20 protein-coding genes are annotated in these 25,012 nt (G+C 70.6%); 8 read left to right on the forward strand and 12 right to left on the reverse strand.

What is annotated here, in order from left to right:
• Window positions 1-61 precede the first annotated feature (61 nt).
• The 4 genes from pta (at window position 62) to ABZY20_RS35895 (ending at window position 9,058) form a co-directional block, all read left to right on the forward strand.
• Entirely contained in the window at window positions 62-2,164 is a 2,103-nt protein-coding gene (gene pta, locus ABZY20_RS35880) for a phosphate acetyltransferase (RefSeq protein WP_356447511.1), read from the forward strand.
• Entirely contained in the window at window positions 2,161-3,375 is a 1,215-nt protein-coding gene (locus ABZY20_RS35885; protein ID WP_356447513.1) for an acetate kinase, read from the forward strand. The genes pta and ABZY20_RS35885 overlap by 4 nt, the downstream gene beginning before the upstream one ends.
• 74 nt (window positions 3,376-3,449) lie before the next feature.
• Window positions 3,450-4,874, forward strand: a complete 1,425-nt coding sequence (gene pyk / locus ABZY20_RS35890; protein WP_356447515.1) for a pyruvate kinase — start codon at window positions 3,450-3,452, stop codon at window positions 4,872-4,874.
• Window positions 4,875-5,191: 317 nt separating this feature from the next.
• Window positions 5,192-9,058, forward strand: coding sequence for a hypothetical protein (locus tag ABZY20_RS35895; RefSeq protein WP_356447517.1), 3,867 nt, complete (start codon window positions 5,192-5,194; stop codon window positions 9,056-9,058).
• Between the two features lie 60 nt (window positions 9,059-9,118).
• Here the strand turns inward: ABZY20_RS35895 and ABZY20_RS35900 are convergent, their stop codons facing one another.
• The 5 genes from ABZY20_RS35900 to ABZY20_RS35920 form a co-directional block, all read right to left on the reverse strand.
• The gene (locus ABZY20_RS35900; RefSeq protein ID WP_356447518.1) at window positions 9,119-9,625 is read right to left on the reverse strand and encodes a hypothetical protein; all 507 of its coding nucleotides are present in this window, start codon (window positions 9,623-9,625) and stop codon (window positions 9,119-9,121) included.
• A gap of 88 nt (window positions 9,626-9,713) precedes the next feature.
• Window positions 9,714-10,967 carry a hypothetical protein gene (locus ABZY20_RS35905; protein WP_356447545.1) on the reverse strand — a complete coding sequence of 418 codons (1,254 nt, stop codon included), beginning with the start codon at window positions 10,965-10,967 and terminating at the stop codon, window positions 9,714-9,716.
• Between the two features lie 91 nt (window positions 10,968-11,058).
• Entirely contained in the window at window positions 11,059-11,643 is a 585-nt protein-coding gene (locus ABZY20_RS35910) for a DUF6114 domain-containing protein (RefSeq protein WP_356447520.1), read from the reverse strand.
• Between the two features lie 188 nt (window positions 11,644-11,831).
• Window positions 11,832-12,476 (reverse strand): DUF6230 family protein, encoded by a 645-nt coding sequence (locus ABZY20_RS35915; RefSeq protein WP_356447522.1) that lies wholly within the window; start codon window positions 12,474-12,476, stop codon window positions 11,832-11,834.
• A gap of 621 nt (window positions 12,477-13,097) precedes the next feature.
• Window positions 13,098-14,075, reverse strand: a complete 978-nt coding sequence (locus ABZY20_RS35920) for a tetratricopeptide repeat protein (RefSeq protein WP_356447524.1) — start codon at window positions 14,073-14,075, stop codon at window positions 13,098-13,100.
• A 235-nt stretch (window positions 14,076-14,310) separates the two neighbouring features.
• Here ABZY20_RS35920 and ABZY20_RS35925 point away from each other — a divergent pair, with 235 nt between their 5' ends.
• A complete protein-coding gene (locus ABZY20_RS35925) occupies window positions 14,311-14,946 on the forward strand; it encodes a TetR/AcrR family transcriptional regulator (protein ID WP_356447526.1) in 636 nt (211 codons plus the stop codon).
• A gap of 41 nt (window positions 14,947-14,987) precedes the next feature.
• On the opposite strand, the gene ABZY20_RS35930 is transcribed toward ABZY20_RS35925, so the two are convergent.
• The 3 genes from ABZY20_RS35930 to ABZY20_RS35940 all read right to left on the reverse strand — a co-directional run bounded on the left by ABZY20_RS35930 (window position 14,988) and on the right by ABZY20_RS35940 (window position 17,655).
• The gene (locus ABZY20_RS35930; RefSeq protein WP_356447528.1) at window positions 14,988-16,688 is read right to left on the reverse strand and encodes a methylmalonyl-CoA mutase family protein; all 1,701 of its coding nucleotides are present in this window, start codon (window positions 16,686-16,688) and stop codon (window positions 14,988-14,990) included.
• A 75-nt stretch (window positions 16,689-16,763) separates the two neighbouring features.
• Entirely contained in the window at window positions 16,764-17,102 is a 339-nt protein-coding gene (locus ABZY20_RS35935; RefSeq protein WP_356447530.1) for a DUF3817 domain-containing protein, read from the reverse strand.
• A 43-nt stretch (window positions 17,103-17,145) separates the two neighbouring features.
• Window positions 17,146-17,655 (reverse strand): MarR family transcriptional regulator, encoded by a 510-nt coding sequence (locus tag ABZY20_RS35940; protein WP_356447531.1) that lies wholly within the window; start codon window positions 17,653-17,655, stop codon window positions 17,146-17,148.
• A 171-nt stretch (window positions 17,656-17,826) separates the two neighbouring features.
• On the opposite strand from ABZY20_RS35940, the gene ABZY20_RS35945 reads away from it, so the two are divergent.
• Window positions 17,827-18,819, forward strand: coding sequence for a glycoside hydrolase family 6 protein (locus tag ABZY20_RS35945; protein ID WP_356447533.1), 993 nt, complete (start codon window positions 17,827-17,829; stop codon window positions 18,817-18,819).
• A gap of 12 nt (window positions 18,820-18,831) precedes the next feature.
• Here ABZY20_RS35945 and ABZY20_RS35950 read toward each other — a convergent pair whose 3' ends face one another.
• From ABZY20_RS35950 to ABZY20_RS35965, 4 genes are all read right to left on the reverse strand, one after another.
• A complete protein-coding gene (locus ABZY20_RS35950) occupies window positions 18,832-20,787 on the reverse strand; it encodes a kelch motif-containing protein (protein WP_356447535.1) in 1,956 nt (651 codons plus the stop codon).
• A 3-nt stretch (window positions 20,788-20,790) separates the two neighbouring features.
• Window positions 20,791-22,638: a cellulose synthase catalytic subunit gene (locus ABZY20_RS35955; RefSeq protein WP_356447537.1), complete on the reverse strand. Its 1,848-nt coding sequence runs from the start codon at window positions 22,636-22,638 to the stop codon at window positions 20,791-20,793.
• 140 nt (window positions 22,639-22,778) lie between these two features.
• Window positions 22,779-23,072, reverse strand: a complete 294-nt coding sequence (locus ABZY20_RS35960; RefSeq protein ID WP_356447539.1) for an MTH1187 family thiamine-binding protein — start codon at window positions 23,070-23,072, stop codon at window positions 22,779-22,781.
• Window positions 23,069-23,413, reverse strand: coding sequence for a DUF3817 domain-containing protein (locus tag ABZY20_RS35965; RefSeq protein ID WP_356447541.1), 345 nt, complete (start codon window positions 23,411-23,413; stop codon window positions 23,069-23,071). The genes ABZY20_RS35960 and ABZY20_RS35965 overlap by 4 nt, the downstream gene beginning before the upstream one ends.
• Window positions 23,414-23,639: 226 nt before the next feature.
• Between ABZY20_RS35965 and ABZY20_RS35970 the strand changes: the two genes are divergently transcribed.
• Window positions 23,640-24,272 (forward strand): AIM24 family protein, encoded by a 633-nt coding sequence (locus ABZY20_RS35970; RefSeq protein ID WP_356447546.1) that lies wholly within the window; start codon window positions 23,640-23,642, stop codon window positions 24,270-24,272.
• 1 nt (window position 24,273) lies between these two features.
• Window positions 24,274-24,924 carry an AIM24 family protein gene (locus ABZY20_RS35975; RefSeq protein ID WP_356447543.1) on the forward strand — a complete coding sequence of 217 codons (651 nt, stop codon included), beginning with the start codon at window positions 24,274-24,276 and terminating at the stop codon, window positions 24,922-24,924.
• Window positions 24,925-25,012: the final 88 nt, after the last annotated feature.

Genomic DNA, 25,012 nt, shown 5'->3' on the forward strand with positions numbered 1-25,012 from the left:
ATCTGTCCCCCGCCGACGAGACGAAACGTCCCAGACGAACGAGACGAAACGGAGAGCGCGCGTGACCCGCAGCGTGTACGTGACCGGCATCGACCGCGGCGACGGCCGCCAGGTCGTCGAACTGGGGGTCATGGAGCTCCTCACCCGGCAGGTGGACCGGGTGGGCGTCTTCCGGCCCCTCGTCCACGACGGGCCCGACCGCCTCTTCGAGCTGCTGCGCGCCCGGTACCGGCTCGCCCAGGACCCGGCGACGGTCTACGGCATGGACTACCACGAGGCGTCCGCCCTCCAGGCCGAGGCCGGCACGGACGAGCTGGTCTCCACCCTGGTCGACCGCTTCCACCTGGTCGCCCGGGACTACGACGTGGTGCTGGTCCTCGGCACCGACTACGCCGGCACCCAGCTCCCGGACGAGCTGGCGCTCAACGCCCGCCTGGCGAACGAGTTCGGCGCGTCGGTGATCCCGGTCGTCGGCGGCCGCAAGCAGAGCGTGGAGCCGGTGCTCGCCGAGACGCGCAACGCCTACCGCGCCTACGACACCCTCGGCTGCGACGTCCTGGCCATGGTGACCAACCGGGTCGCCCGCGAGGACCGCGACGAGATCGCCCGCCGGCTCGACTCCCGGCTCCCGGTGCCCAGTTACGTGCTGCCCGACGAGCCGGCCCTGTCCGCGCCGACCGTCTCGCAGATCAGCCACGCCCTGGGCGCGCGGGTGGTGCTCGGCGACGACTCGGGGCTCGCCCGCGACGTGCTCGGCTTCGTCTTCGGCGGTGCGATGCTGCCGAACTTCCTCGGCGCCCTCACCCCGGGCTGCCTCGTGGTCACCCCGGGCGACCGGGCCGACCTGGTGGTGGGCGCGCTCGCCGCGCACAGCGCCGGCACCCCGCCGATAGCGGGGGTGCTGCTCACCCTGAACGAGGTGCCCGGCGACGACATCCTGACCCTCGCCGCCCGCCTCGCCCCGGGCACGCCGGTGCTGTCCGTGGCCGGCAACAGCTTCCCCACCGCCGAGCAGCTGTTCTCCCTGGAGGGCAAGCTCAACGCGGCCACCCCGCGCAAGGCGGAGCGGGCCCTCGGCCTGTTCGAGCGGTACGCCGACACCGCCGACCTCGTGCGCCGGGTCTCCGCGCCGAGCAGCGACCGCGTGACGCCGATGATGTTCGAGCACAAGCTGCTGGAGCAGGCCCGCTCCGGCCTGCGCCGGGTCGTCCTGCCGGAGGGCACCGAGGAGCGCGTGCTGCACGCGGCGGAGGTGCTGCTGCGCCGGGGCGTGTGCGAGCTGACCCTGCTCGGCCCGGTCGACCAGATCCGCAAGAAGGCCGCCGACCTGGGCGTCGACCTCGGCGAGTCCCAGCTGATCGACCCGGCCACCTCCGACCTGCGGGACGGCTTCGCCGAGAAGTACGCCGCCCTGCGCGCCCACCGGGGCGTGACGGTGGAGCTGGCGTACGACGTCGTCTCGGACGTGAACTACTTCGGCACGCTGATGGTCCAGGAGGGCCTCGCGGACGGCATGGTGTCGGGCTCGGTGCACTCCACGGCCGCGACCATCCGCCCGGCGTTCGAGATCATCAAGACGAAGCCGGACGCGGACATCGTCTCGTCGGTGTTCTTCATGTGCCTGGCCGACAAGGTCCTGGTCTACGGCGACTGCGCGGTCAACCCGGACCCGGACGCCGAGCAGCTCGCGGACATCGCCATCCAGTCGGCGACCACGGCCGAGCGGTTCGGCGTGGAGCCGCGCATCGCGATGCTGTCGTACTCCACCGGCACCTCCGGCTCGGGCGCCGACGTGGACAAGGTGCGCGAGGCCACCGAGCTGGTCCGCTCGCGCCGGCCCGACCTGAAGATCGAGGGCCCGATCCAGTACGACGCCGCCGTGGAGCCGTCGGTCGCGGCGACCAAGCTGCCCGGCTCGGAGGTCGCCGGTCAGGCCAGCGTGCTGATCTTCCCCGACCTGAACACCGGCAACAACACCTACAAGGCCGTGCAGCGCTCGGCCGGCGCGATCGCCGTCGGGCCGGTGCTGCAGGGTCTGCGCAAGCCGGTCAACGACCTGTCCCGGGGCGCCCTCGTCCAGGACATCGTCAACACCGTCGCCATCACCGCCATCCAGGCCCAGTCCCCCGCCCCGTCCCCGAGCGAGAAGGCAGCCGCCCAGTGAGCCCGTCCCGTGTCCTCGTCCTCAACTCCGGCTCGTCGTCGGTGAAGTACCAGTTGCTCGACATGCGGGAGCGCAGCCGGCTGGCGGTGGGCCTGGTGGAGCGCATCGGCGAGCAGACCTCGCGGCTGAAGCACACCCCGGCGGGCGGCGGGAGCCGGGAGCGGCACGGGGCGATCGCCGACCACGACGCCGCCCTGAAGGCCGTCGCCGAGGAGCTGGCCAAGGACGGCCTGGGCCTGGACTCGCCCGAACTGGCCGCGATCGGGCACCGGGTGGTGCACGGCGGCAAGTCCTTCACCGAGCCCACGGTGATCGACGACCGGGTGCTCGCCGAGATCGAGCGGCTCATCCCGGTGGCGCCGCTGCACAACCCGGCCAACCTCACCGGCATCCGCACCGCGCGGGCGCTGCGGCCGGACCTGCCGCAGGTCGCCGTCTTCGACACCGCCTTCCACACCACGATGCCGGAGTCGGCGGCCCGCTACGCGATCGACGTGAGGACGGCCGACGAGCACCGCATCCGCCGCTACGGCTTCCACGGCACCTCGCACGCCTACGTCTCCCGGGCGACGGCACAGCTGCTGGGCAAGGACCCCTCCGAGGTGAACGTGATCGTGCTGCACCTGGGCAACGGGGCCTCCGCCTCGGCGGTCCGGGGCGGGCGGTGCGTGGACACCTCCATGGGGCTGACGCCTTTGGAGGGGCTCGTGATGGGTACGCGCTCCGGAGACATGGACCCGGCCGTCATCTTCCATTTGATGCGTGTTGGTGGAATGTCCGCCGACGAGATCGACACTCTTCTCAACAAGAGGAGCGGTCTGATCGGCCTGTGCGGCGACAACGACATGAGGGAGATCCGCCGGCGCGTGGACGCGGGCGACGCCCGGGCGGAGCTGGCGTTCGACATCTACATTCACCGCCTGAAGAAGTACATCGGCGCCTATTACGCCGTGCTCGGGCGGGTGGACGCGGTCGCCTTCACCGCCGGCGTCGGGGAGAACGCGGCGCCCGTGCGCGAGGCCGCCCTGGCGGGTCTGGAGGAACTGGGCCTGGCGGTGGACGGCGAGCGCAACGCGGTGCGCGGCGGCGAGGCGCGGCTGATCTCGCCCGAGGGTGCCCGGGTGGCGGTGGCCGTGGTGCCCACCGACGAGGAATTGGAGATCGCGACACAGACCTACGCGCTGGTAAACGATTCGGGGAATCACACCTGAGCGGCATGCCGCCCTTTTGTATTTTCCGCCAGACGGAATATTCCGCTGAGAAACAAACCGATAGGATCGCCCCCATGCGCCGTTCGAAAATCGTCTGTACTCTCGGCCCCGCGGTCGACTCCCACGATCAGCTTGTCGCGCTGATCGAAGCCGGCATGAACGTGGCCCGCTTCAACTTCAGCCACGGCTCGCACGCCGAGCACCAGGGCCGGTACGACCGGGTCCGGGCCGCCGCCAAGGAGACCGGCCGGGCCATCGGTGTCCTCGCCGACCTGCAGGGCCCCAAGATCCGCCTGGAGACCTTCGCCGAGGGTCCGGTGGAGCTGGTGCGGGGTGACGAGTTCACCATCACCACCGAGGACGTCCCGGGCGACAAGACGATCTGCGGGACGACCTACAAGGGCCTGCCCGGGGACGTCTCCCACGGCGACCAGATCCTCATCAACGACGGCAACGTCGAACTGAGGGTCACCGAGGTCGAGGGCCACCGGGTGAAGACGATCGTCATCGAGGGCGGCGTCATCTCCGACCACAAGGGCATCAACCTGCCCGGCGCGGCCGTCAACGTGCCCGCCCTGTCCGAGAAGGACATCGAGGACCTCCGCTTCGCGCTCCGCATGGGCTGCGACCTGGTCGCGCTGTCGTTCGTCCGGGACGCCAAGGACGTCCACGACGTGCACCGCGTGATGGACGAGGAGGGCCGCCGCGTCCCGGTCATCGCCAAGGTGGAGAAGCCGCAGGCGGTGCAGAACATGGAGGACGTCGTGATGGCGTTCGACGGTGTGATGGTCGCCCGCGGTGACCTCGCCGTCGAGTACCCGCTCGAGAAGGTCCCCATGGTGCAGAAGCGCCTGATCGAGCTGTGCCGGCGCAACGCCAAGCCGGTGATCGTGGCGACCCAGATGATGGAGTCGATGATCACCAACTCCCGTCCGACGCGCGCCGAGGCCTCCGACGTGGCCAACGCGATCCTGGACGGGGCCGACGCGGTCATGCTGTCCGCCGAGTCGAGCGTGGGCGCCTACCCGGTCGAGACCGTCAAGACGATGTCGAAGATCGTCACCGCCGCCGAGCAGGAGCTGATGTCCAAGGGCCTGCAGCCGCTGGTCCCGGGCAAGAAGCCGCGCACGCAGGGCGGTTCGGTGGCCCGCGCGGCCTGCGAGATCGCCGACTTCCTCGGCGGCCGGGGCCTGGTGGCGTTCACGCAGTCCGGCGACACCGCCCGCCGCCTGTCCCGCTACCGCGCGCAGCAGCCGATCATCGCCTTCACCACCGACGAGGGCACCCGCAACCAGATGGCGCTCAGCTGGGGCGTGGAGCCGTACGTGGTGCCGTTCGTGAACAGCACCGACGAGATGGTCGAGCTGGTCGAGCAGGAACTGGTGAAGCTCAACCGCTTCAACGCGGGCGACATCGTGGTCATCACGGCCGGCTCGCCCCCCGGCGTCCCCGGCACGACCAACATGGTGCGGGTGCACCACCTGGGCGGCACGAACTGACCGAGGAGGACCTCGGCCACACCACTGAGGGCGTCCCCTGCCAACAGGGGGCGCCCTCAGCGCCGTTCACCGTCGGGCACGCTCTACCAAAATTCGATCAGATGTGAAAATCTTGTGTCGCTCTCGGGGAGAGGGCACGGGGGAACGCGCCTGACCAGCGCACACATCTCTTCCGACGGGTGTCATCCGTCAGCGATCCGCCACGGCTGCCGCGCAGCCATGTCCGCCTGCTCTCTTCCTGCTCACCATTCGACCGGCAGACAGGCGACGACATGCGAAGAGCCCTGCGCTCACGGGGGTTAGGCGGCACCGCACTGGTGGCGGCCTCAGCCGTACTGATGGGACTGGTGTACGCGGCACCGGCCCGGGCGGACGATCCGCCGGCCGACGATCCGGACGCCGGCAAGCTCCGTATCAGTCTCGGCGTGGACAACAGGATGAACCGGTGTGTGGCCGGTACGGCACTGCACATCGGCGGCCCCGCACTCAAGGGCGCGGCGGCCAAGGCCCTCAACGGGACCGACGCCGAACTGGCCGCGGCCCTGGAAGGGCACCTGATGGGCCTCGGCACACTCGGCGACGCCCGTTCCAAGGATGACGACGGCGTCATCGATTACCTGGACCAGTCCCGCAAGCGCAAGGAGCGCTGGGAGACGTCCAACAAGATCTACGCGCAGACGGGTTGGGACTCGGGCACCGAGTACCACGCTCCCGAGTTCGACAAGGCGGTCGTCGCCTTCACGCTCGGTCCGCAGCGCGACCTGTACGGCAAGCTCGGGCAGGACGGGCGCAGCGTGCCCACCAAGGCCTCGGTCGAGCAGGCGAAGAAGATCGCCGCGGAGATCAAGGGCCAGGACGACTGGAACGACTTCGCGATCGGCTCCATGTTCGGGGAGACCGACGTCCGCGGCCCCTACAACTCGACCACCGCCAGCGACGTCGCCTCCTTCCTGCGCCATGGCGGATTCGTCACCAAGCCGCTGGAGGAGGGCTCCGCCGAGTACCGCATGGAGGTCGAGTCCCTCAAGGTCGCCTGGGGCGGGTGCGACAGCTTCAACCCCGTCGACGCCCGGCGGGTCCTCACCCCGGTGGTCCTGACGGCCCATCAGGAGTGGGAGCAGGAGTACGCCGCCCAGGCCAAGCCGCGGACCACCATCATGGCCGCCGAGGCGACCGCTTCGGGCGAGGCCCGCAAGGCCACCGAGGCGATGATCGAGTCCATCGGGCAGGCGTGGCTGGCCGAGCAGATCCTGCTGTGGCAGAAGTACTGGGCGGGCCAGCCCAAGGACAACATCCACCGGCCCAAGGCCGCGGTCTTCACCCAGGCCAAGACGGACCTGGCCAACGCGCAGAAGCGGGCCGCGGACCAGCTCACCCTGGCCAACAAGGCGGTGGCCGCCGCCAAGACGGCCTCCGAGCAGGCCGGCACGGCGCAGAACGACGCCTACGCCATCGCCGACGCCGCCAAGACCCCCCGCGGCCGGGGACTGCTGTACGCGCAGCAGTCGGTGCAGGTCGCCAAGGCCTCCTACGCCGCCGCTCAGGCGGCCGCGAAGGCCACCCAGACCGCGGTGAACGCGGCCAAGGCGACGGTGGCCGACAGCAAGGCGCTGTTCGCGCTCTCCAAGACCCAGGCGCACGCCATCAACACCGAGTTCCGGCGCATCGCCGCGCAGGAGGCCGCAGCCCAGGCGAAGGCGGCCCGGGTGTCCGCGGACGCGCTGGCCAAGGAGGCCGCCGCCAACGCCACGAAGGCGAAGAACGCGCAGGCGACGGCGGAGGCGGCCGAGAAGACGGCGAAGCAGGGCGCCGCGACGGCGGCGGCGGAGCGGGCCAAGGCCGAGAAGGAACGCGACAACGCCAAGCGGGAGCGTGCCAACGCGGCGGCCGAGCGGGCCAAGGCGAAGGACGCCGAGCAGCGGGCGCAGGCGGACCGGGATGCCGCTGCCCGGGCGCGCGGCACCGCGGAAACGGCGGGCAGCACGGCAGCGGCCAAGCGTGCGGAGGCCGAGGAGGCGGAGGCGCAGGCGTACCTGGCCCGCGACCTGGCGGTCGCGGCCGAACGGAAGCGGGACGCCGCCAAGTCCAGGGCCGCGGCCTTGGAGGCCGCCGCCGAGGCGGCCAAGGGTTCCGATGCCGCGGGCGAGGCTCGTGAAGCCGCGACGGAGGCCCGTTCCGCCGCCACCGAGGCGACCGACGAGGCACGTGACGCGCGGGCCGCGGCCAATGAGGCGAGTGAGGCCGCCGTGAAGGCGCGGGCCGCCGCCACGCGCGCCGACGCCGCCGCGTCGCGTTCCCGCGCGGCGGCCGACAACGCGTGGTCCGCGTACGAGACCACGCGCGCCGCGGCCGCCACGGCACACGCCGCCGCAGCCGAGGCGATCGACGCCGCGGCGGCGGCCAAGAAGAACGCCGCCGACGCCGAAGCCGAGGGCAAGAAGGCCGCCGCCGCGGCGGTCACGGCACGCAAGGAGGCCACGGCTGCCAAGTCCGAGGCCGCGAAGACCGCCTCTTGGGCCGCCACCACGGCCGGTCACGCCTTCGCGGCGAGCGAGGCGGCCACCGCCGCCCGCGACTCGGCCGCCGAAGTGATCAAGCCTGCCAACCAGGCCATCGCCGCGGGCACTCCGTACAAGGAGACCGATGTCTCGGCCGCGTTCGCGGTCCTCGTGGGGCAGACGTCCAAGCCGATCGCGGAGCGCCAGGCCGCCGCCGCCAAGGCCAAGGCCGACGAGGCGGCCAGGGCCGCCAAGGAGGCCAAGGCCCTCGCCGAGAAGGCGAAGGGCGACGCCAAGCTGGCCGCCGAGGCCGCGGCAGCGGCAGCCGACGACGCGGCCAAGGCCGCTGCCTCGGTGGCTGCCGCCCGTGCCTCCGCAGCCGAGGCCGCCACAGCCGCGGAAGCGGCGAAGAAGGCGGACGCGAACGCCCAGAAGTACGACCAGCAGGCCGGTACGGACGCCGTCTACGCCGGAATGGCCGCGAACGAGGCGGAGTCGGAGGCCGCAGCGGCGGACCGTGAGGCCGACGAGGCGGAGAAGGACGCCAGCAGTGCCCGCTCGGCCGCCACAGCGGCGGAGAAAGACGCGGCGAGCGCCCGCAGCACCGCTACCAAGGCGGAGCAGGACGCCACCGCGGCCGAGTCGGCCGCCAAGAACGCCGACGGCGCCGCGAAGGAAGCCGACCAGGCTGCCGATCGCGCCGAACAGGAGGAACGCAAGCGGCTCGAAAAGCAGCGCCAGGCAGCGATGGAGGCGGGTGATACCGGTGTGCCCGAGGGGAATCCGGGTCCGCCTCTCAGCGCCGACGACGAGGCGATCCTGCTGGCCCAGTGCGGCCAGCAGTGCGTCGACGACTACCGCGCCGCTCGGGCGGCCGTCTCGCTGAGCGTGATCGACTGGGTGAAGGCCAACGGCGGCGAGATCCTGCTGGAGGTGCTCGGCGTCAACAACGTCAAGCGCTGCTTCGGTGAGGACGACGTCGAAAGCTGCCTGTGGTCCTTCGTCGACGTGGCGTCCCTCGTACTGGTCGTGGGCAAACTCCCCGCCGTCGGCAAGGCGATCGTCCGAGTCGCCAGCGGTATCTCCGAGTTCTTCGAGAAGGCCGCGTGGGGCAAGAAGACCCTCGCCCGGCTGAAGGACATCATCGAGAAGTACCGCAAGGGCCAGCTGGGCGAGTGCGTGCTGGACGCCGCGGATCTGTTCGGCGGCGCTGCCGGCGCGTCCAAGGCCAAGGGGCTCGCCGCCGCCAAGGCGGCGGGGAGCAAGAAGCGGTTCTGCGGCATCGACCACATCTCGCCGATCGACGGTGACTGGTGCACCAAGCGCGGCGCTCACGTCAATCTGAAGAACGGGCGCGAGGTGGGGCTCCAGACCACCAACGTCAAGGGCGGCATCATGGGCTACGCCATCGACGTCAAGGCGGGACCGGCCACCGCCGACGAGATCCGCGCCGTCGTCCAGACGCTCATCGATGACGACCGACTGCGCGAGGACCTGATCGCCAAGTCGACGGACGCGATGCGCATCTTCAACCAGGACGCCGCGAACCAGCGGTACAACGAGAACCTGGAGTCGGGTCAGAAGCCCAAGCCGCTGAGGTGGGGCTGCAAGACCAACTTCGCGCCGAAACTGAAGTTCCTGATCGACGCGTTGAAGGAGATCAGCCGCCAGAAGGGTGTCGGGTAGGCGCCGACGCGGAACTCACGGGGGCCGGTCCGCGATGCGGGCCGGCCCTCGCCCTCTGCGTCAGCCGCAGACCTGGTGGGGGTACCGGGCGATCGCGCTGTGCAGGATTGTGCCACTGTCCCCGGACCCGTTGGCGTCGGTCCGGCGGAAGGTGAAGTGCACGTCCGCCGGGGGGTGGGGCACCACCAGGGTGAGCTGGTCGGCCGGCTCGGGCCAGAGCCCTTCCTCGGCACCTATACCCGCCGCGGCGAACGCCTCACGAAGCTGCGCGGCGTTCACGGTCGAGGGCAGTTCCTTCGTCTCGCCCGGTACGCCGCTCGGAAGATCGACGGTCCCCGTCCCGGTGCTCAGCGCCACGGACACAAGCGTGTCGCAGCAGACCTCGATACGTACGTCGCCGTAGCGCACGTTGCGCGGCTCGCTCCTCTTCCGCCGCCGGCCGGGGAAGTACTCCCCGTCCTGAGGCGGCCCCAGCCGCTCGGACACGTCAGCGAGGGACGCCCCCGGTTTGAGAACGCCGATTCCGCCGGACTCGGCGAATTCCGTCAGTACGTCCACGATGGTCATGCCTCGATCATCCATGATCCCCCAGTACGGCAGCGCCGAGGGCGCCCCCTGTGACCAGGAGGCGCCCTCGATCGATCCGGCGGGAACGTCAGTCCGTGACGTACTGACTAAGCCCCGGCACCGTCAGCGTGCCGCCGAACTGGCCGGCCTGCGTGACCTTCACCTTGGTGAAGTAGATGAGCGGGATGTTCAGCGGCGGCGGGTGCTCCGGGTCGAAGGTGACCGGGATCAGCCCGAGCAGGTTGCCGGAGATCTTCTCCGTGTACATCACCGTCTTGCCGTCGGTGATCGTGGACGTCGATCCCTTGGCCGCCTGGACGTGGTGGGTCTTGCCCGACTGCTTGTCCTTGACGAGCTGGTGGAGGTCCCCGATGTCGGTGCCGTCGCTGATGACGTACTTGAGCACCTTCTTGGTGGCGCCGCTCGCCGTCTTCACCTCCACGATGCCCTGGTAGTCGGCGCCCTTCAGGGTCAGGGAGCTGGCTTCCAGGTACCAGGGGTCGTCGGGCACGAGGATCTCGTTGTCGACACCGCCCTCGGCGTCCGTGGCGGCCGGGCAGTCCTCGGGGTCCACGGAGGGGCTCTCGGACGGGCTGGGGGAGGCGGTGGCCTCGTCCGCCGCGTCCTCGGCCGCCTTCTCGACGGACTCGGCGGTGTCCTCGGCCGCCTTCGACGCCGCGTCGGTCGTGTCCTTCACGGTGTCCTTCACCGTGTCCTTCGCCGTGTCGGTGACCTTGTCGGTGGTCTCCTCGACGGTGCCGGACGCCTCGGACGTGCTCTTGTCCCCGGACGTGCCCGTGCTCTCGGACGGCGAAGCGGTCGCGGACGGCGTGGGGCTCGGGCTCGCGCCGGACTTGCCGCCCGTGAAGATGTCGCCGATCGCGTCGCCGATGCCCTCCAGCAGGTTGCCGCCGCTCTCGGACGGCGACGGGCTCGGCGTGGCCTCGTCCTCGTCCGACGCGGACTCGGAGGCCGAAGGGGCCGGCGCCGGCTCGGTCTTGCCGCCCGGGTCGTCGGAACCTGAATCCGACGAACCTGACGCACTCGACGGGGCCTTGTCCGCATCCGTGCCCGAGCCGCCGGCCGACGCCGAGGGGGTCGGCTCGGGGGCGTCCTGGTCCTTCTCTGCCTCGTCGCCGCCGCTCGCGGAGGGCGAGGGCGAGGGCGAGGCGTCCTTCTCGTCGCCCTCCAGCGCCGCGACGCAGTCCTTGTACTCGTCGGCCTTGAGGCTGTTGGACACCGGCGGATGGTCGTCCGCCAGGGCCAGAGTCGGGGTGAAGCCCATGCCCATGAGGACCGCGGTGGGCATCGCCGCCATGGCTATCGCCTTGCCGGCCGGCATCTGGAACCGGGTGAACAGCGGCTTCTTCGGGGCCGCGTGGCGAGGACCCGTTCTGGGCCGGCCCTGGGTCCCGGTGAACTGGTCGCGGGCGTCAGCCGACACGGTACCCCCCGGGCTGCGCCTCGGACCGGACGCCGTCCGCCGGTCCGCCGTCGCCGGTCTCGAACGAGGAGTGCGGCTGCTGCGGCTCTCCCGCGACCTCGCCGGTAGCGGGCTCCGCCACGCCCTCGTCCGTCGGCCCCTGTCCGGCGGGCTGCCGGCCTCCCCCGGCCGACTCCGCCCGGCCCGGTGCCCACGAGATCGCGAGCGCGCCGCCGAGCATCGCCATCAGGAAGCCGATGACGAAGCCTCCGATGTTGGAGACGACCAGCGACACCAGGGCGAGGATGATCGAGGCGACACCGGCGAAGACCCGGGTCGCGTGCTGGAACCACATGGTCAGTCCCAGCGTGATCAGCAGGAGACCGATGATGAGAGAGCCGGCACCGGCGGTGGTCGCCATGGTGAGCGACATGGTTCCCAGCTTCAGGGTGGCGTAGGGGAAGTAGGCGATCGGCACCCCGCCGAGGATGGTGAACAGGCCTGCCCAGAACGGCCGGGTGCCCCGCCAGTCGCGGAATCGCCGGCGCAGCCGGGTGAAGGTTCCGGCGCTCTGGACCGGAGTCTCGGCACTCATGGAAAACAGCTCCCTCGGTCCGGTGGAGGTACGTACCGGCTCGGCCGTAGGCGTGTGGAGAAGCCGGAAAGTCTGAGTCTGTGGAGGGGCCCGGCTCTCGGCCGGACCCGCGGGGCAGGGAAGCCGATGCTTCCCCGCCCCTCAAGGGCGGTCGAGCCGCCCCTGGGGTGCCCGTGGGCCGGAGGCCGTCAGTAGCACTCCATGCCCTTGTCCATGCCGAGCTTCATCGACAGGCCGCTGAGCTTGAAGGTGCCCGCCGTGGTCGCCCACGCCGTCTGCTTGACACCGTAGAGGTCGGCCGACTCCGCCTGCTGGGCGAAGCCGCCCGGCAGCACGTTCTCGCCCTTCTTCACGTCGGGGCCGCGGGTCTTGTCCTTGACCGCGACGCCGATGTCGATGTTCTTGAACTCCGCGTCGGCGTCGAGCTGGGCGACGTCGATGTAGAGGTTCTCGGCCTTGACCGGCTTCTTGGCCTCGTTGCCCGCCTCGAGACGGAGGTAGACCGTCTTTCCTATGAGGGGGATCGGCGTCGCGACCGACTGGCACATCTTGCTGATCGTCGCGTTGTCGAACGACGAGATGGCGACCGGGACCGGCTTCTTTTCCTTGCCCTCGGTCGAGGTGTAGACGCTGTCGATCCCGCCGTACTGGGCGAAGCCCTCACCGTGCAGGTGACCGGCCGACACCTTGAACTGCTGGCCGGAGACACTGAACGACGCGGCCAGCGCACCCTGCGCGAGGCCGACACCCACACATGCCGCAGCGGCGACGCTGGGCACCATGACCACAGCGAACCGCTTCCATCTGGTCCCGCCACGCACCTGGGACTCCATATTTCCTCCTTCTCGGACGTACATCTCCTGTCCTGGCTCGCCCCGAGTCGTGGCTCAGCCGGGCAGGGATGGGAGAAGTGCTACGTCCTCGGGAAGGAGAGCGCCTGCACTCGGCGGCGCAACTGCGCCCGAATCACCGGCGATCACCCCCGAGCGACAACCACTGGTCGCGCCTGACACGCATCACGCACAACCCTGCTGGACAGGCTTCGCCGGGTGGACGAAGACCCCCCTGTCCAAGAGCCGGCGCCACTGCCGCCGGCTCTGCTCGGTGGGGACCCAGGATCTCCCGCGACCCAACCGGCTGCCGGGGTACGGGATTGGACCGAGCGTGGCCGATCGTGGTGCATTCTCGCCGCCCGCACAAGGGGGTTCGTTACTCGCTAGTAACGGCCGGATAACCGAACAACGACCCGCCGGTCTCGGCCGGCGACTCAGGGTGGTGTCGAGCGGAGGTACAAAGCTGTTGATCGCTGGACAGAATCCGACAGATCAACGCCCTCGACTTACTCGCAGTAACAGCGGCCGCGATTACCAAGTTTTGGTAAAGCGCGGCCGCTGTGAGGCACTGTCGGCAAATCCTTCACGCGGGCACCACATGCCCGCGTGTTTAGCGACTGGTCAGAACAGGGCGCGGGCCAGGGCCCTGCGGGCCGCCATCACACGCGGGTCCTCGGGTCCCACGACCTCGAACAGCTCCAGCAGCCGCATCCGCACGGCGTCCCGGTCGTCACCCACCGTGCGCTGCACGGTCTCGATCAACCGGCCGAAGGCGTCCTCGACATGGCCGCCCACCAGATCCAGGTCCGCGGCGGCGATCTGCGCCTGGACGTCGGCCGGCTTCTCGGCCGCCTCCTTGCGCACCCGCTGCGGGTCGACGCCCTGCACGCGCTGGAGCAACTCGGCCTGGGCGAGGCCGAGTTTGGCCTCCTCGTTGCCCGGGTCCTCGCTCAGCACGTTCTTGTAGGCCCGGACGGCACCGCCGAGGTCGCCCGAGTCCAGCGCCTGGACGGCGGCCTCCAGCAGTCCGTCGTACGGGCCGGCGGGCCGCTCGGGGGCCGCCTGGGCGGCTCCGCCCGGCTCGGCCTCGGGGTCGACGGCGAGACCGGTCAGGCCGAAGCGCTGCTCGGCGACCTGCACCAGCTGGTCCAGGGTCTGACGGATCTGCGCCTCGCCGGCGGCGCCCTGGAAGAGCGGCAGCGCCTGTCCGGCGACGACCGCGAAGACCGCCGGGATCCCCTGGATGCCGAACTGCTGCATCAGCATCTGGTTGGCGTCGACGTCGATCTTGGCGAGCAGGAAGCGGCCGTTGTACTCGACGGCCAGCCGCTCCAGGACCGGGCTCAGCTGCTTGCAGGGCTGACACCACTCGGCCCAGAAGTCGATGACGACGGGCACTTCGGCGGACCGCTGCAGGACGTCCCGCTCGAACCCCGCCTCGTCGACGTCGATGACGAGATCGGCCGGGGAGATCGCCCCCGGCCCGCCCTCGCGGGCTGCTTGGGCGCGGGCCTGCTCCGCCTTGGCCTTGGCCTCCTGGGCCGCCTTCACCGCGGCGAGGTCGACGACTCCGCTCATGGACATGTTCCGTGGCTGCATGCGCCTATCCTCCCCCGTACTGCGTGCGCGTGTGAAAAACGGTGTGAAAGCCGGGCCGGTCGGGTCCCTGCGGGCGCCGGGTCCCCACCCCGCGCCGGTGTGCGGCGGCACGTGAACGTCCCTCACGCGCTTTCGCTACGAGTCGTAGCGTAATGCCACGCGGGGCCGCGGGAACAGTGCCCCCCGGTGATCTCTCTCACGAGCCGCACGGGAACCGCCGGTTTATGGTCATGGCATGCAGAGCCGCAGCCCAGCCAGCCGCACCGGGCGTCCGCGCAGCGCCGCGGCGGACGCCGCGATCCTGGCCGCGACGCGTGAGGCTCTGGTGGACCTGGGCTGGTCCAAACTCACCCTGGGGGACGTCGCGACCCGCGCGGGGGTGGCGAAGACCACCCTCTACCGCCGCTGGGCGGGCAAGAACGAACTGGTCGTCGACGCGGTGGCGGAACTCTTCGACGCCCTGGAACTCCCCGACCGCGGCTCCCTGGCCGCCGACATCGAGGGTGTGGTGCTGCAGTTCGCCGCGATCCTGGCCCTGCCGGAGGCCCGCAGCGGCCTGATGGCGGTGGTGGCGGAGGCCACCCGCGACGACGCCCTGCGGGAACGCATCCGCACCTCGGTCGTCGACCGCCAGAAGCGCCTGGTCCTGGAGGGCCGCGCCCGGGCCCAGGCCCGGGGCGAACTCCCCCCGGAGCCGGACGACGCGTCCGCGGCCCGCACGGTGGACCTGATCTTCGACATGGTCGCGGGGGCGGTGGTCCACCGCACCCTGGTCAGCGGGGAGCCGGTGGACGAGGAATGGGTGCGCGGCTTCACCCTGGTCCTCCTGCGGGGACTGACGCAGGACACCGGGCATCCGGCCGGAACCTGAGGGAGCGCCGGGCGGGAGCACGCGCCCCCGCCCGGCGGGGCTCAGAACCCGGCCGGCTCCGTGTACACGCCCCACTCGTCGCGCAGCACCCCGCAGATCTCGCCCAGCGTGGCCTCCGCGCGGACGGCGTCCAGCATCGGCCCGATCATGTTGGCGCCGCTGCGGGCGGCGGCCAGCATGCCCTCCAGCGCGCTGCGCACGGCGGCGTCGTCGCGGGCCGCCTTGCGGTCGGCCAGCACCCGCACCTGCTCCCGCTCCACCTCGTGGCTGACCCGCAGGATCTCCAGGTCCCCGGTGACCGACCCGGTGTGGACGTTCACGCCGACGACCTTCTTGTCGCCCTTCTCCAGCGACTGCTGGTAGCGGAACGCCGACTCCGCGATCTCCCCGGTGAACCAGCCGTCCTCGATGCCCCGCAGGATGCCGGAGGTCATCGGCCCGATCGGGTGCCGTCCGTCGGGGTGGGCCCGCAGCCCTCGCTCCTTGATCTGCTCGAAGATCTTCTCCGCGTCGGCCTCGATCCGGTCGGTGAGCTGCTCGACGTACCAGGCACCGCCCAGCGGGTCGGCGACGTTGGCGACGCCGGTCTCCTCCATCAGCACCTGCTGCGTGCGCAGCGCGATCTCCGCGGCCTGCTCGCTGGGCAGGGCGAGGGTCTCGTCGAGGGCGTTGGTGTGCAGGGAGTTCGTCCCGCCGAGCACGGCCGCCAGGGCCTCCACGGCCGTCCGTACGACGTTGTTGTACGGCTGCTGCGCGGTGAGCGAGACACCGGCGGTCTGGGTGTGGAACCGCAGCCACTGGGCCTTCTCCGACCGCGCTCCGTAGACGTCGCGCATCCAGCGGGCCCAGATCCGGCGGGCGGCGCGGAACTTGGCGATCTCCTCGAAGAAGTCGACGTGCGCGTCGAAGAAGAAGGACAGGCCGGGCGCGAAGACGTCCACGTCCAGGCCGCGCGACAGGCCCAGCTCCACGTACCCGAAGCCGTCGGCCAGGGTGTACGCCAGCTCCTGCGCGGCCGTCGCCCCGGCCTCGCGGATGTGGTACCCGGAGACGGACAGCGGCTTGTAGGCGGGGATGCCGGCGGCGCAGTGCTCCATCAGGTCGCCGATGAGCCGCAGATGCGGCTCGGGCTGGAAGAGCCACTCCTTCTGCGCGATGTACTCCTTGAAGATGTCCGTCTGCAGCGTGCCGTTCAGCACGGACGGGTCGACGCCCTGCCGTTCGGCGGCGACCAGGTACATGCAGAAGACGGGGACGGCCGGGCCGCTGATGGTCATGGACGTCGTGACGTCCCCCAGCGGGATGTCCTTGAACAGGACCTCCATGTCGGCCGCGGAGTCGATGGCGACCCCGCAGTGCCCGACCTCGCCCAGCGAGCGGGGGTCGTCGGAGTCGCGGCCCATGAGCGTCGGCATGTCGAAGGCGACCGAGAGCCCGCCCCCGCCGTTGCGGAGGATCATCTTGTAGCGCTCGTTGGTCTGCTCGGCGTTGCCGAACCCGGCGAACTGCCGGATGGTCCACGTCCGCCCCCGGTAGCCGGTCGCGTACAGACCGCGGGTGTAGGGGTACTCCCCCGGCCAGCCGATGCGCTCGAACCCGTCGTACCTGTCACCGGGCCGTGGCCCGTACACCGGCTCCACGGCGTCTCCGGAGAGCGTGGTGAAGTCGGCCTCGCGCTTGCGCGCGGCGTCGTAGCGGGCCTGCCAGCGGCGGCGGCCTTCTTCTATGGCGTCAGCGTCCATACCTTCGAATTTACTAGGACGTCCAAGTAAATGTCGATGGCAGACCGCCGTACGTTCGTCCGTACGGCGGTGTCGTTACGCCTTGGCGGGTGCGGGAGAGCCGTCCGTGATCAGCGGCTCCAGCTCGTGGCTGATCCTGCGCTCCACGAAGAACGCGGCCGTCGGGACGGTCCCGGCCAGCAGTACCCACAGTTGCTTGGCCACCGGCCACTTCGCCTTGGAGCCCAGGTCGAAGGCGAAGATCAGGTACACCACGTAGAGCCAGCCGTGCGCGATGCTGACGACGCGCGTGAAGTCCGCCGCGCCGTTCAGGTCGAGCAGGTACTTGCCGATCATGCCGAGGGTCAGCAGGACCAGCAGCACGCCGGTGACGTAGGCCATCACGCGATAGCGGGTCAGCACGCTCTTCTTCATGCCGTCGAGCGTAACGACCCGTTCCGGGAGATCTTGCCCCGGGTCACTCCTCCTCGAAGTCCCCCGCGGCGATGCGCAGCGGCCGCAGCATGGCGAAGATCTCGGCGCACTCCTCGGCGTCGTAGGCACCGAGCCCGAAGTCCATCGCCATCAGGTCGCGGGTGGCCGACTCGACCACCTCACGGCCCTTGTCGGTGATGCTGGCGAGGGTGCCGCGCCCGTCGTTGGGGTTGGGCCGCTTGGCCACCAGCCCCGACCTCACCAGCCGGTCGACCGTGTTCGTCACGGACGTGGGATGCACCATGAGCCGCTCGCCGATCCTGGACATCGGCAGCTCGCCGGACTTGGAGAAGGTGAGCAGCACCAGCGCCTCGTAGCGCGCGAACGTCAGCCCGTACGGCTTGACCACGGCGTCGACCTCGGCGAGCAGGATCTGCTGGGCGCGCATGATCGAGGTGATCGCGGCCATGGACGGCACGTTTCCCCAGCGCTGCTTCCAGCGTTCGTCGGCGCGCGCGATCGGATCGAAGGAGAGACTGAGCGGCTTCGGCACGGAGCCGACCTTACCGGCCGGTCACATGCTGGTCAGCCCCGTCTCGCCCTTCGGTCGGGGGCATACGGGAACCCGGGAAGCAGGCCGCGTCCCTTCCATGCCGAATCATCCCTTTGTGTCACGATGAGCTCACGTTCGTCACTCAACGTCATCTTCCTCCCTGGGAGCGGCATGACCCGGCTGATCCACGCCCTCGCGGCCCTCGCGGTGTTCGGTCTCGCTGCGGGCTGCACCTCCGCCCGCAGCGACGCAGGCACCGGCGCCGACGACACCACGAAGGCCGGTTACGCGACCCGCTCGCCCTTCTGGGTCGACCAGCAGAGCCCGGCGGCCCGGCAGGCGCGGCTCTGGCAGCGGCAGGGCCGGAGCCAGGACGCCACCCTGATCCGGCGGATCGCCGACCAGCCGGTCGCGCTGTGGCCGCCCGGCGAACTCGACCCGGGACCGATGGTGCGGGCGGCGGCCTCGGCCGCGAACCGGGAGGGCAAGACGGCGGTGTTCGTCGCCTACAACATCCCGCACCGCGACTGCGGTCAGCACTCGGCGGGCGGGGCGGCCGACGGCGACGCCTACCGGGAGTGGATCGGCAAGTTCGCCGACGCCCTCGGCGAGGCCGAGGCCCTGGTGGTGCTGGAACCCGACGCGGTCGCGCACGTGGTGGACGGCTGCACGCCCGCCGAGTACCACGCCGAACGCGAGCAGCTGCTCGGTGAGGCCATCGCCCGGCTGAAGCGGCAGCCGAACACCAAGGTGTACCTGGACGCGGGCAACGCCGACTGGATCCGGGAGCCGGACAAGCTGGTCGAGCCGCTGAAGCGGGCCGGGATCGAGCAGGCCGACGGCTTCGCGCTCAACGTCTCCAACTTCCAGACGAACGAGGTGACCCGGCGCTACGGCGGCCGGCTCGCCGCGGCCCTGGGCGGCAAGCGCTACGTCGTCGACACCAGCCGCAACGGCAAGGGCCCCCTGCCGGGCGTGTGGTGCAACCCGCCCGGCCGGGCGCTCGGCACCCCGCCCACCACCGCCACCGGCGCACCGGGCGTCGACGCCTACCTGTGGATCAAGCGGCCCGGCGAGTCGGACGGCACCTGCGAGGGCGGCCCGGCCGCCGGGCGCTGGTGGCCGCGCTACGCCCTGGAGCTGGCGCGCAACGCGAAGCGCTGACCGGGCCACGGCTCACCGGACGTGGATCCACTTCGCCTTCGACGGGGTGCCCTCGGCGTCCGTGACGAACAGCATGTACCAGCCGGGCGGCACGAGCGCGGGGTCGCGCGGCACGTCGAACGTCACCGCGTCACCCTTCCTGGTGATGTCCAGTTCGACGGAGCGCTGCTCGACGTCCGTGGTGTGCGTGACCGCGCTGGGCCGCATCAGCCGCGCCTTGGCCACCCGCTCGGGATGGTCGGTGCGGAACGTGATGCTGTGGTCGTCGTCGAGCGTCCGCGGTCCGTCCTTCAGTGCGGGGCGGCTGCGGGCGTTCTTGTGCAGCACCGGCGGGGTGAAGACCTCCATGCGCTGCTCGAAGTGGCCCAGCTTGGTGTTCTGCTGGTCGTCGAAGAGCGGGTCGGAGCCGAAGGTGGCGATCCTGCCGTCGGGCAGCAGCAGCGCCTCGGAGTGGTAGTTGCGGCCCACCTTCGGGGCGGCGGCCTCGCGGAAGGCGTTGGCCTTCGGGTCGTAGAACTGCGCCCGCAGGATGTTGCTGGCGCTGCGCCCGCGGTAGTCCCTGGAGCCGTTGGACGTGAAGACGGTGTCGTCCGGCATGATCACGCTGTTCAGGTAGCGGGTGCCCTGGGGCAGGTCGGGGCCGGTCTCGAAGGCCGGGTTGTCCTTCTTCAGGTCGACGACGGCCGTGCGCGGGGTGGACTTCTTCGACTCGCCGACGCCGCCTCCGCCGAGGATCATCACCTTCTGGTCCTGCGCCGGGGGCAGCAGCACGGAGGCCGAGGTCTCGGTCTGGTCCATGTCCTTCAGGCCCGGCACCTTGCGGAAGGTGTTCGTCTCCAGGTCCCACAGCCCCGGTACGCGCCCCTGGTCGGCGGGCCCGTAACCGGCGTTGGAGGCGGAGTAGAACAGCTTGCCGCCCTTGGTGAGGAACAGGGCGGGGTAGGTCGGGAAGTACCGCTTCGGGCCCGGTGACCACTTCTTGGTCTCCGGGTCGTAGATCTCGTTGTCGCCCGGGTCGATCATGCCGACGTCGTCGAGGCCGGACACCGCCAGGACCCGGCCGTCGTCGAGGCCGACCAGCGTGGGGTACCAGCGGGCCTTGCGCATCGGGTCGACCGGGACGTACTTCTCTGCCTTGGGGTCGAACTCGTAGGCGGCGCGGATGCCCTGGAAGTCCTGCTTCTCCAGGGTGATCTTCTCCGAGAGGCCGTAGGTGTTGTCGGCCGCCTTGCCCTTCAGGCCGACGATCTCGTACTGCGCCTGCTTCTCGGTGACCGACAGCGGGCCCTTGTCCACGGCCTCCACGAAGACCCGGGCCTCGCTGGCGGTGACCTTGGTCCTCCAGGGCTGCATCACTCCGCGGCTGTTGTAGGTGACCTTGAAGCTGCGCTTGGCCTTGGGGACCGTGACGTCGAACTTCGTGACGTACTCGACGCCCGCCGGGGAGCGGAAGCGGGTGCCCTTCTTCAGGAACACCGCCCGGTCGGGGCTCTCGTTCTTCACCCGCATGCCGCCGCCGGCCCGGGTCACCTCGCCGTCGAGCAGTTCGTAGCGGGCGGTGCCGCCGGCCACCAGCAGGCGGCCGTCGGGGAGCTGGGCGTGCCCGGCGCAGAAGAAGTCCTCGGGGGTGGGGATCTTCTTGAAGGTGTTCTTCTCCGGGTCCCACAGGACGGTGTCGAACTCGCCCTTGTCGAACTTGCGCTGCTCGTTGCCCGATCCGGCGACGATCAGCACCTTGCCGGTGTGCAGCAGGGCGGCGTGGATGGCGTTGGTGCGGTACTCCTCGGGGATGTCGACCTGGTCCCAGGAGCCGTACTTCGCCTTGTACCCGGGCTGGGCGATCTTGTACTCGTGGTACTGCTCGGAGACGAAGTCCAGCGCGGCGGGGGCGTTGAGGCTCGCCAGGACCGCGACGCCCCCGATGCCCAGGACGGTCTTCTTGGTCTTCTGCGAGGGCTGGTAGGCCATGGCCTAGGTGCCTCCTGTCGTGGTGCCGGAGGCCGGCGCCGCCGCCGGGGACACGGTGGCGAGGGCGGGCGCCGGCTCCTTGGTGTGCGGCTTCTCGGGCACGCGCACGGGTGCGGGTGCGGGTGCGGGCGTGACGGCGGGTGTGGGGGCCGGTGCGGGCTTCGGGCGCTGCTCCTTCAGCCGCGTGACGGCCCACACCGCGACCGGCGCCAGGGAGATGGCCAGGGCGAGGGCGGCCCAGGTGCGCATCGCGGCGTGCGTGTGGTCCAGGGCGGCCGAGGCGGCCAGGGACGTGGCGAGCAGCGCCGCCCAGGAGAGGTGGATCCGGAAGGTGGCGGGACGGTCGGGGCTGGCTCCGCCGCCCTTGGGGGTGACGACGAACCGGCTGGGACGGCGCAGCAGGGCCTCGCCGAGGGACTTGAGGTAGATCGGCGCGGAGAGGGCCGACATCGCCATGCCGGCGAGTCCTCCCGAGCCCTCCGGCTCGTGGGGGCTGACGTTGTGCCGGCGGTTCCACAGGTAAAGGCCGATCTGGAGGGCGGCGGCGTCGCTGTACAGCATCATCCACACCGACGCCGAGACCTGGGTGCCGGAGGCGCCGAACCAGAGGAACAGCACGCAACTGAGGATGCCGAGCAGCCAGTTGACGGCCGTCATGGGGTAGTAGACGAGCATCAGCGTGTAGGACAGCAGGCGGCCCGGGGGCATCGTGAAGGGCGCCTTCCAGTACTGCTTCAGGAGCGTCTCGTAGGTGCCCCGGGACCAGCGCATCTGCTGGGTGAAGAAGTCGGTCCAGGAGGCGGGGCCCTCGCCGACGGCGAGCACGTCCGGGGTGTAGACGGAGCGCCAGTGGTTCCCGGTGGCCGGGTTGCGGTGGCGGTGGATCTCGAAGCCGGTCGCCATGTCCTCGGTGATGGAGTCGTACAGGCCGCCGATCTGTTTGATCGTGGAGATCCGCACGACGTTGTTGGTGCCGACGAACATCGGGGCGCGGTAGCGGTTGCCGGCGCGCTGGATCAGGGCGTGGAAGAGGAACTGCTGGGACTCGGCGGCCTTGGTGACGGGGTTGTGGTAGTTGCCGTACACCTGCGGGCCGACGACGAAGGCCACGTCCGGGTCGCGGAAGTAGCCCAGCATCCGCTCCAGGAACCCGGGCAGCGGCACGTGGTCGGTGTCGACGGACGCGAAGAAGTCGTACGCGTCGCCGTGCATCGCGATCCACGCGTTGTAGTTGCCGTGCTTGGTGCGGGCCTTGTGCACGCCCGTGGAGCGGTTCCACTCCGGGACGCCGAGCCGGGTGAAGTGCCGGATGCCGAGTTCCGCGCACAGGGCCTTGGCCCGGTCGTCGTCGCCCTCGTCGAGGAGCCAGACGTCGAGGTGGCCGGTGTGGCGGAGGCGCAGGGCGCCCTCCAGGGTCGCACGGACCATGGAGAGGGGTTCCTTGCCGGGGACGTAGGTGGTGAGGAAGGCCACGCGCGTGCCGGGTTCGGGGACGACGGGCACGGGGTCGCGGGCGACCATCGTGGCGTGGGCGACCGAGGCGACGTTGACGAGCATGAACAGCTCGATCAGCCCGATCGCGATCAGCATGGTGACGTCGAGGCCGATGAGCCACCGGTCGCCGCCCTCGCGTTCGACCCAGTGGGTGGGCCAGACGAGGTAGACGAGCAGGGCGCCGGTGAGCACCGGGGCGAGGCCCATCAGCAGGACGGCTCGTATTCGGCGGGGCTCGCGGGACAGGAGCGAGGCGTACTGCACCCGGTACACCTCACCGGACGGCTCGGTGAGCGGTCCGGCGAGGCGGCTGTGGGAGTCGTAGTCGTAACCCTCCGGCCGCACAACGCCCTCCATGGATTGAGGCCTGATCGAAGCACCGATAGCACCACGAAAGTGGATCTTTGGGACGGTGTCGAACTGGGAGGGTCCAGGCGAGTGGGGAACGACGGGAACCCCGGCCCTGTGGACCGGGGTTCTGGTGCACGGCCGCGGTGTTACCCGGCCAGGTGCCGCTCGACGGTCTCCACCTTCGAGGTGAGCCCGTCCGTCACGCCGGGGCGGATGTCCGCCTTGAGGACGAGGGACACCCGCGGCGCGCGCCGCTCGACGGCGGCGACCGCCCGCCGGACGACGTCCATGACCTCGTCCCACTCGCCTTCCACGGAGGTGAACATCGCGTCCGTGCGGTGCGGCAGTCCGGACTCCCGCACCACCCGCACGGCGTCGGCGACGTACTCCCCCACGTCCTCGCCGACTCCGAGCGGCGTCACGGAGAACGCGACGATCACGCCTTCACCACGCCTTCGCCGCGTGCCCGGGTCGCGATGACCGCGTCCTCGGCCTCACGGCGCAGCCTGCGCTCGGCGAAGAAGCCGCCCGCGGGCAGCACGGACAGCACGAAGTACAGCGCGGCGGTCTGCAGCGGCCACTTCGCCCGGTTCCAGGCGTCGGCCCAGAAGATCACGTACAGGACGAACAGGGCGCCGTGCACCGCGCCCATCACCGGCACGGCGTTGAAGTCCGTGGTCCGCTTCAGCACCGAGCAGACGAGCAGGAGGAGGAAGGAGATCGCCTCGGGCGCCGAGACCAGGCGGAGGCGGCGGAGGGCGGTGGCGGTCTTGAGGTCCACGGGTCACCTTCGGTGGGAGAGACGCGGCGGTCTGCGGATCGAGAACGGTCGCTTTGGACCGACGGCTTGTGAACGCGCGCACAAGCGTCCCGCCCATTGTGGCAAACCGCCGCGGGGGCTCCCGACCGGGGTCGCCTCCCCGCCCTGGGGGTCCCGTCAGGGTCGGTCTCCACCCACAGGACCTGTCCGTGATGCCCTGCCTGCGGCTACCTTCCCCTACGTGGCGATGTTCCGACTTCAGAGCAGCAAGGTGCTCGCCGTCGACCTGACCGGAGACGCCGTCAAGGCGAAGAACGGCTCGATGGTCGCGTACGACGGCGAGATGGCCTTCAAGAAGCTCAGCGGCGGCGGCGAGGGCATACGTGGCATGGTGACCCGCCGGCTGACCGGTGAGCAGATGACGTTGATGGAGGTGAAGGGGCGGGGGACCTGCTGGTTCGCCGACCGGGCGTCCGAGATCAACCTGGTCGGCGTGCAGGGCGACACGCTCTACGTGGAGTCGAGCAACCTGCTCGCGACCGACGGCGGGCTGCGCACGGGCACGGAGTTCACCGGCCTGCGCGGCGCCTCGCAGGGCAACGGGTTGTTCACGACGACCGTCGAGGGCCACGGCCAGGCGGCGATCATGTCGGACGGACCCGCGGTGGTGCTGCGGGTCAGCCCGCAGTACCCGCTGACCGTCGACCCGGGGGCGTACGTGGCGCACCAGGGGAGACTGCGGCAGTCCTTCCAGTCCGGTGTGACGTTCCGCACGCTGCTCGGGGAGGGCGGCGGCGAGGCCTTCCAGATGCGGTTCGAGGGGGACGGGCTGGTGTACGTGCAGCCGAGCGAGCGCAACACGATCGCGGGAGACGTGTGACATGGCCTTCCGTGAGATCAACGCGAAGATGGTCGAGGCGACGGTCGCGCCTGGGCAGCGGCTGTTCAGTCAGCGCGGCGCGATGCTCGCGTACAAGGGCGAGGTGTCCTTCACGCCCAGCATGGCCGGGGGCCAGGGCGGTCTCATGTCGATGATCGGCCGCCGGGTGGCGAACGAGGACACGCCGCTGATGACGGTCGAGGGCAGCGGCACGGTCCTGTTCGGGCACGGCGGGCACCACGTCCAGGTGATCCGCCTCGCGGGCGACACGCTCTGCGTCGAGGCGGACCGCCTCCTGGCCTTCGAGGGCACGCTGCAGCAGGGCACGATGTTCCTGGGCTCGCAGGGCGGCGTCATGGGCATGGTGCGCGGACAGGTGAGCGGCCAGGGGCTGTTCACGACCACCCTGAAGGGGCACGGCGCCGTCGCGGTCATGGCGCACGGCGGCGTCATCGAGCTCCCGATCAGCCCGCAGCGCCCGGTGCACGTCGACCCGCAGGCCTACGTCGCCCACCACGGCGACGTCCGCAACAAGCTGTCGACCGCGCTGGGCTGGCGGGACATGGTGGGCCGCGGCTCGGGCGAGGCGTTCCAGCTGGAGCTGAGCGGCAGCGGTGCGGTGTACGTCCAGGCGTCGGAGGAGAAGCTGTGAGTTCCCTGAGTCAACCTCTATGCCGCCAGAGGCGTGTCCGGGTCCTGTTTGATCTTGTTGCTGGCTCGGTGGATCTCGGGGTCGTAGC

Source organism: Streptomyces sp. NPDC006624 (genome assembly GCF_040611555.1).
Lineage (GTDB): Bacteria > Actinomycetota > Actinomycetes > Streptomycetales > Streptomycetaceae > Streptomyces.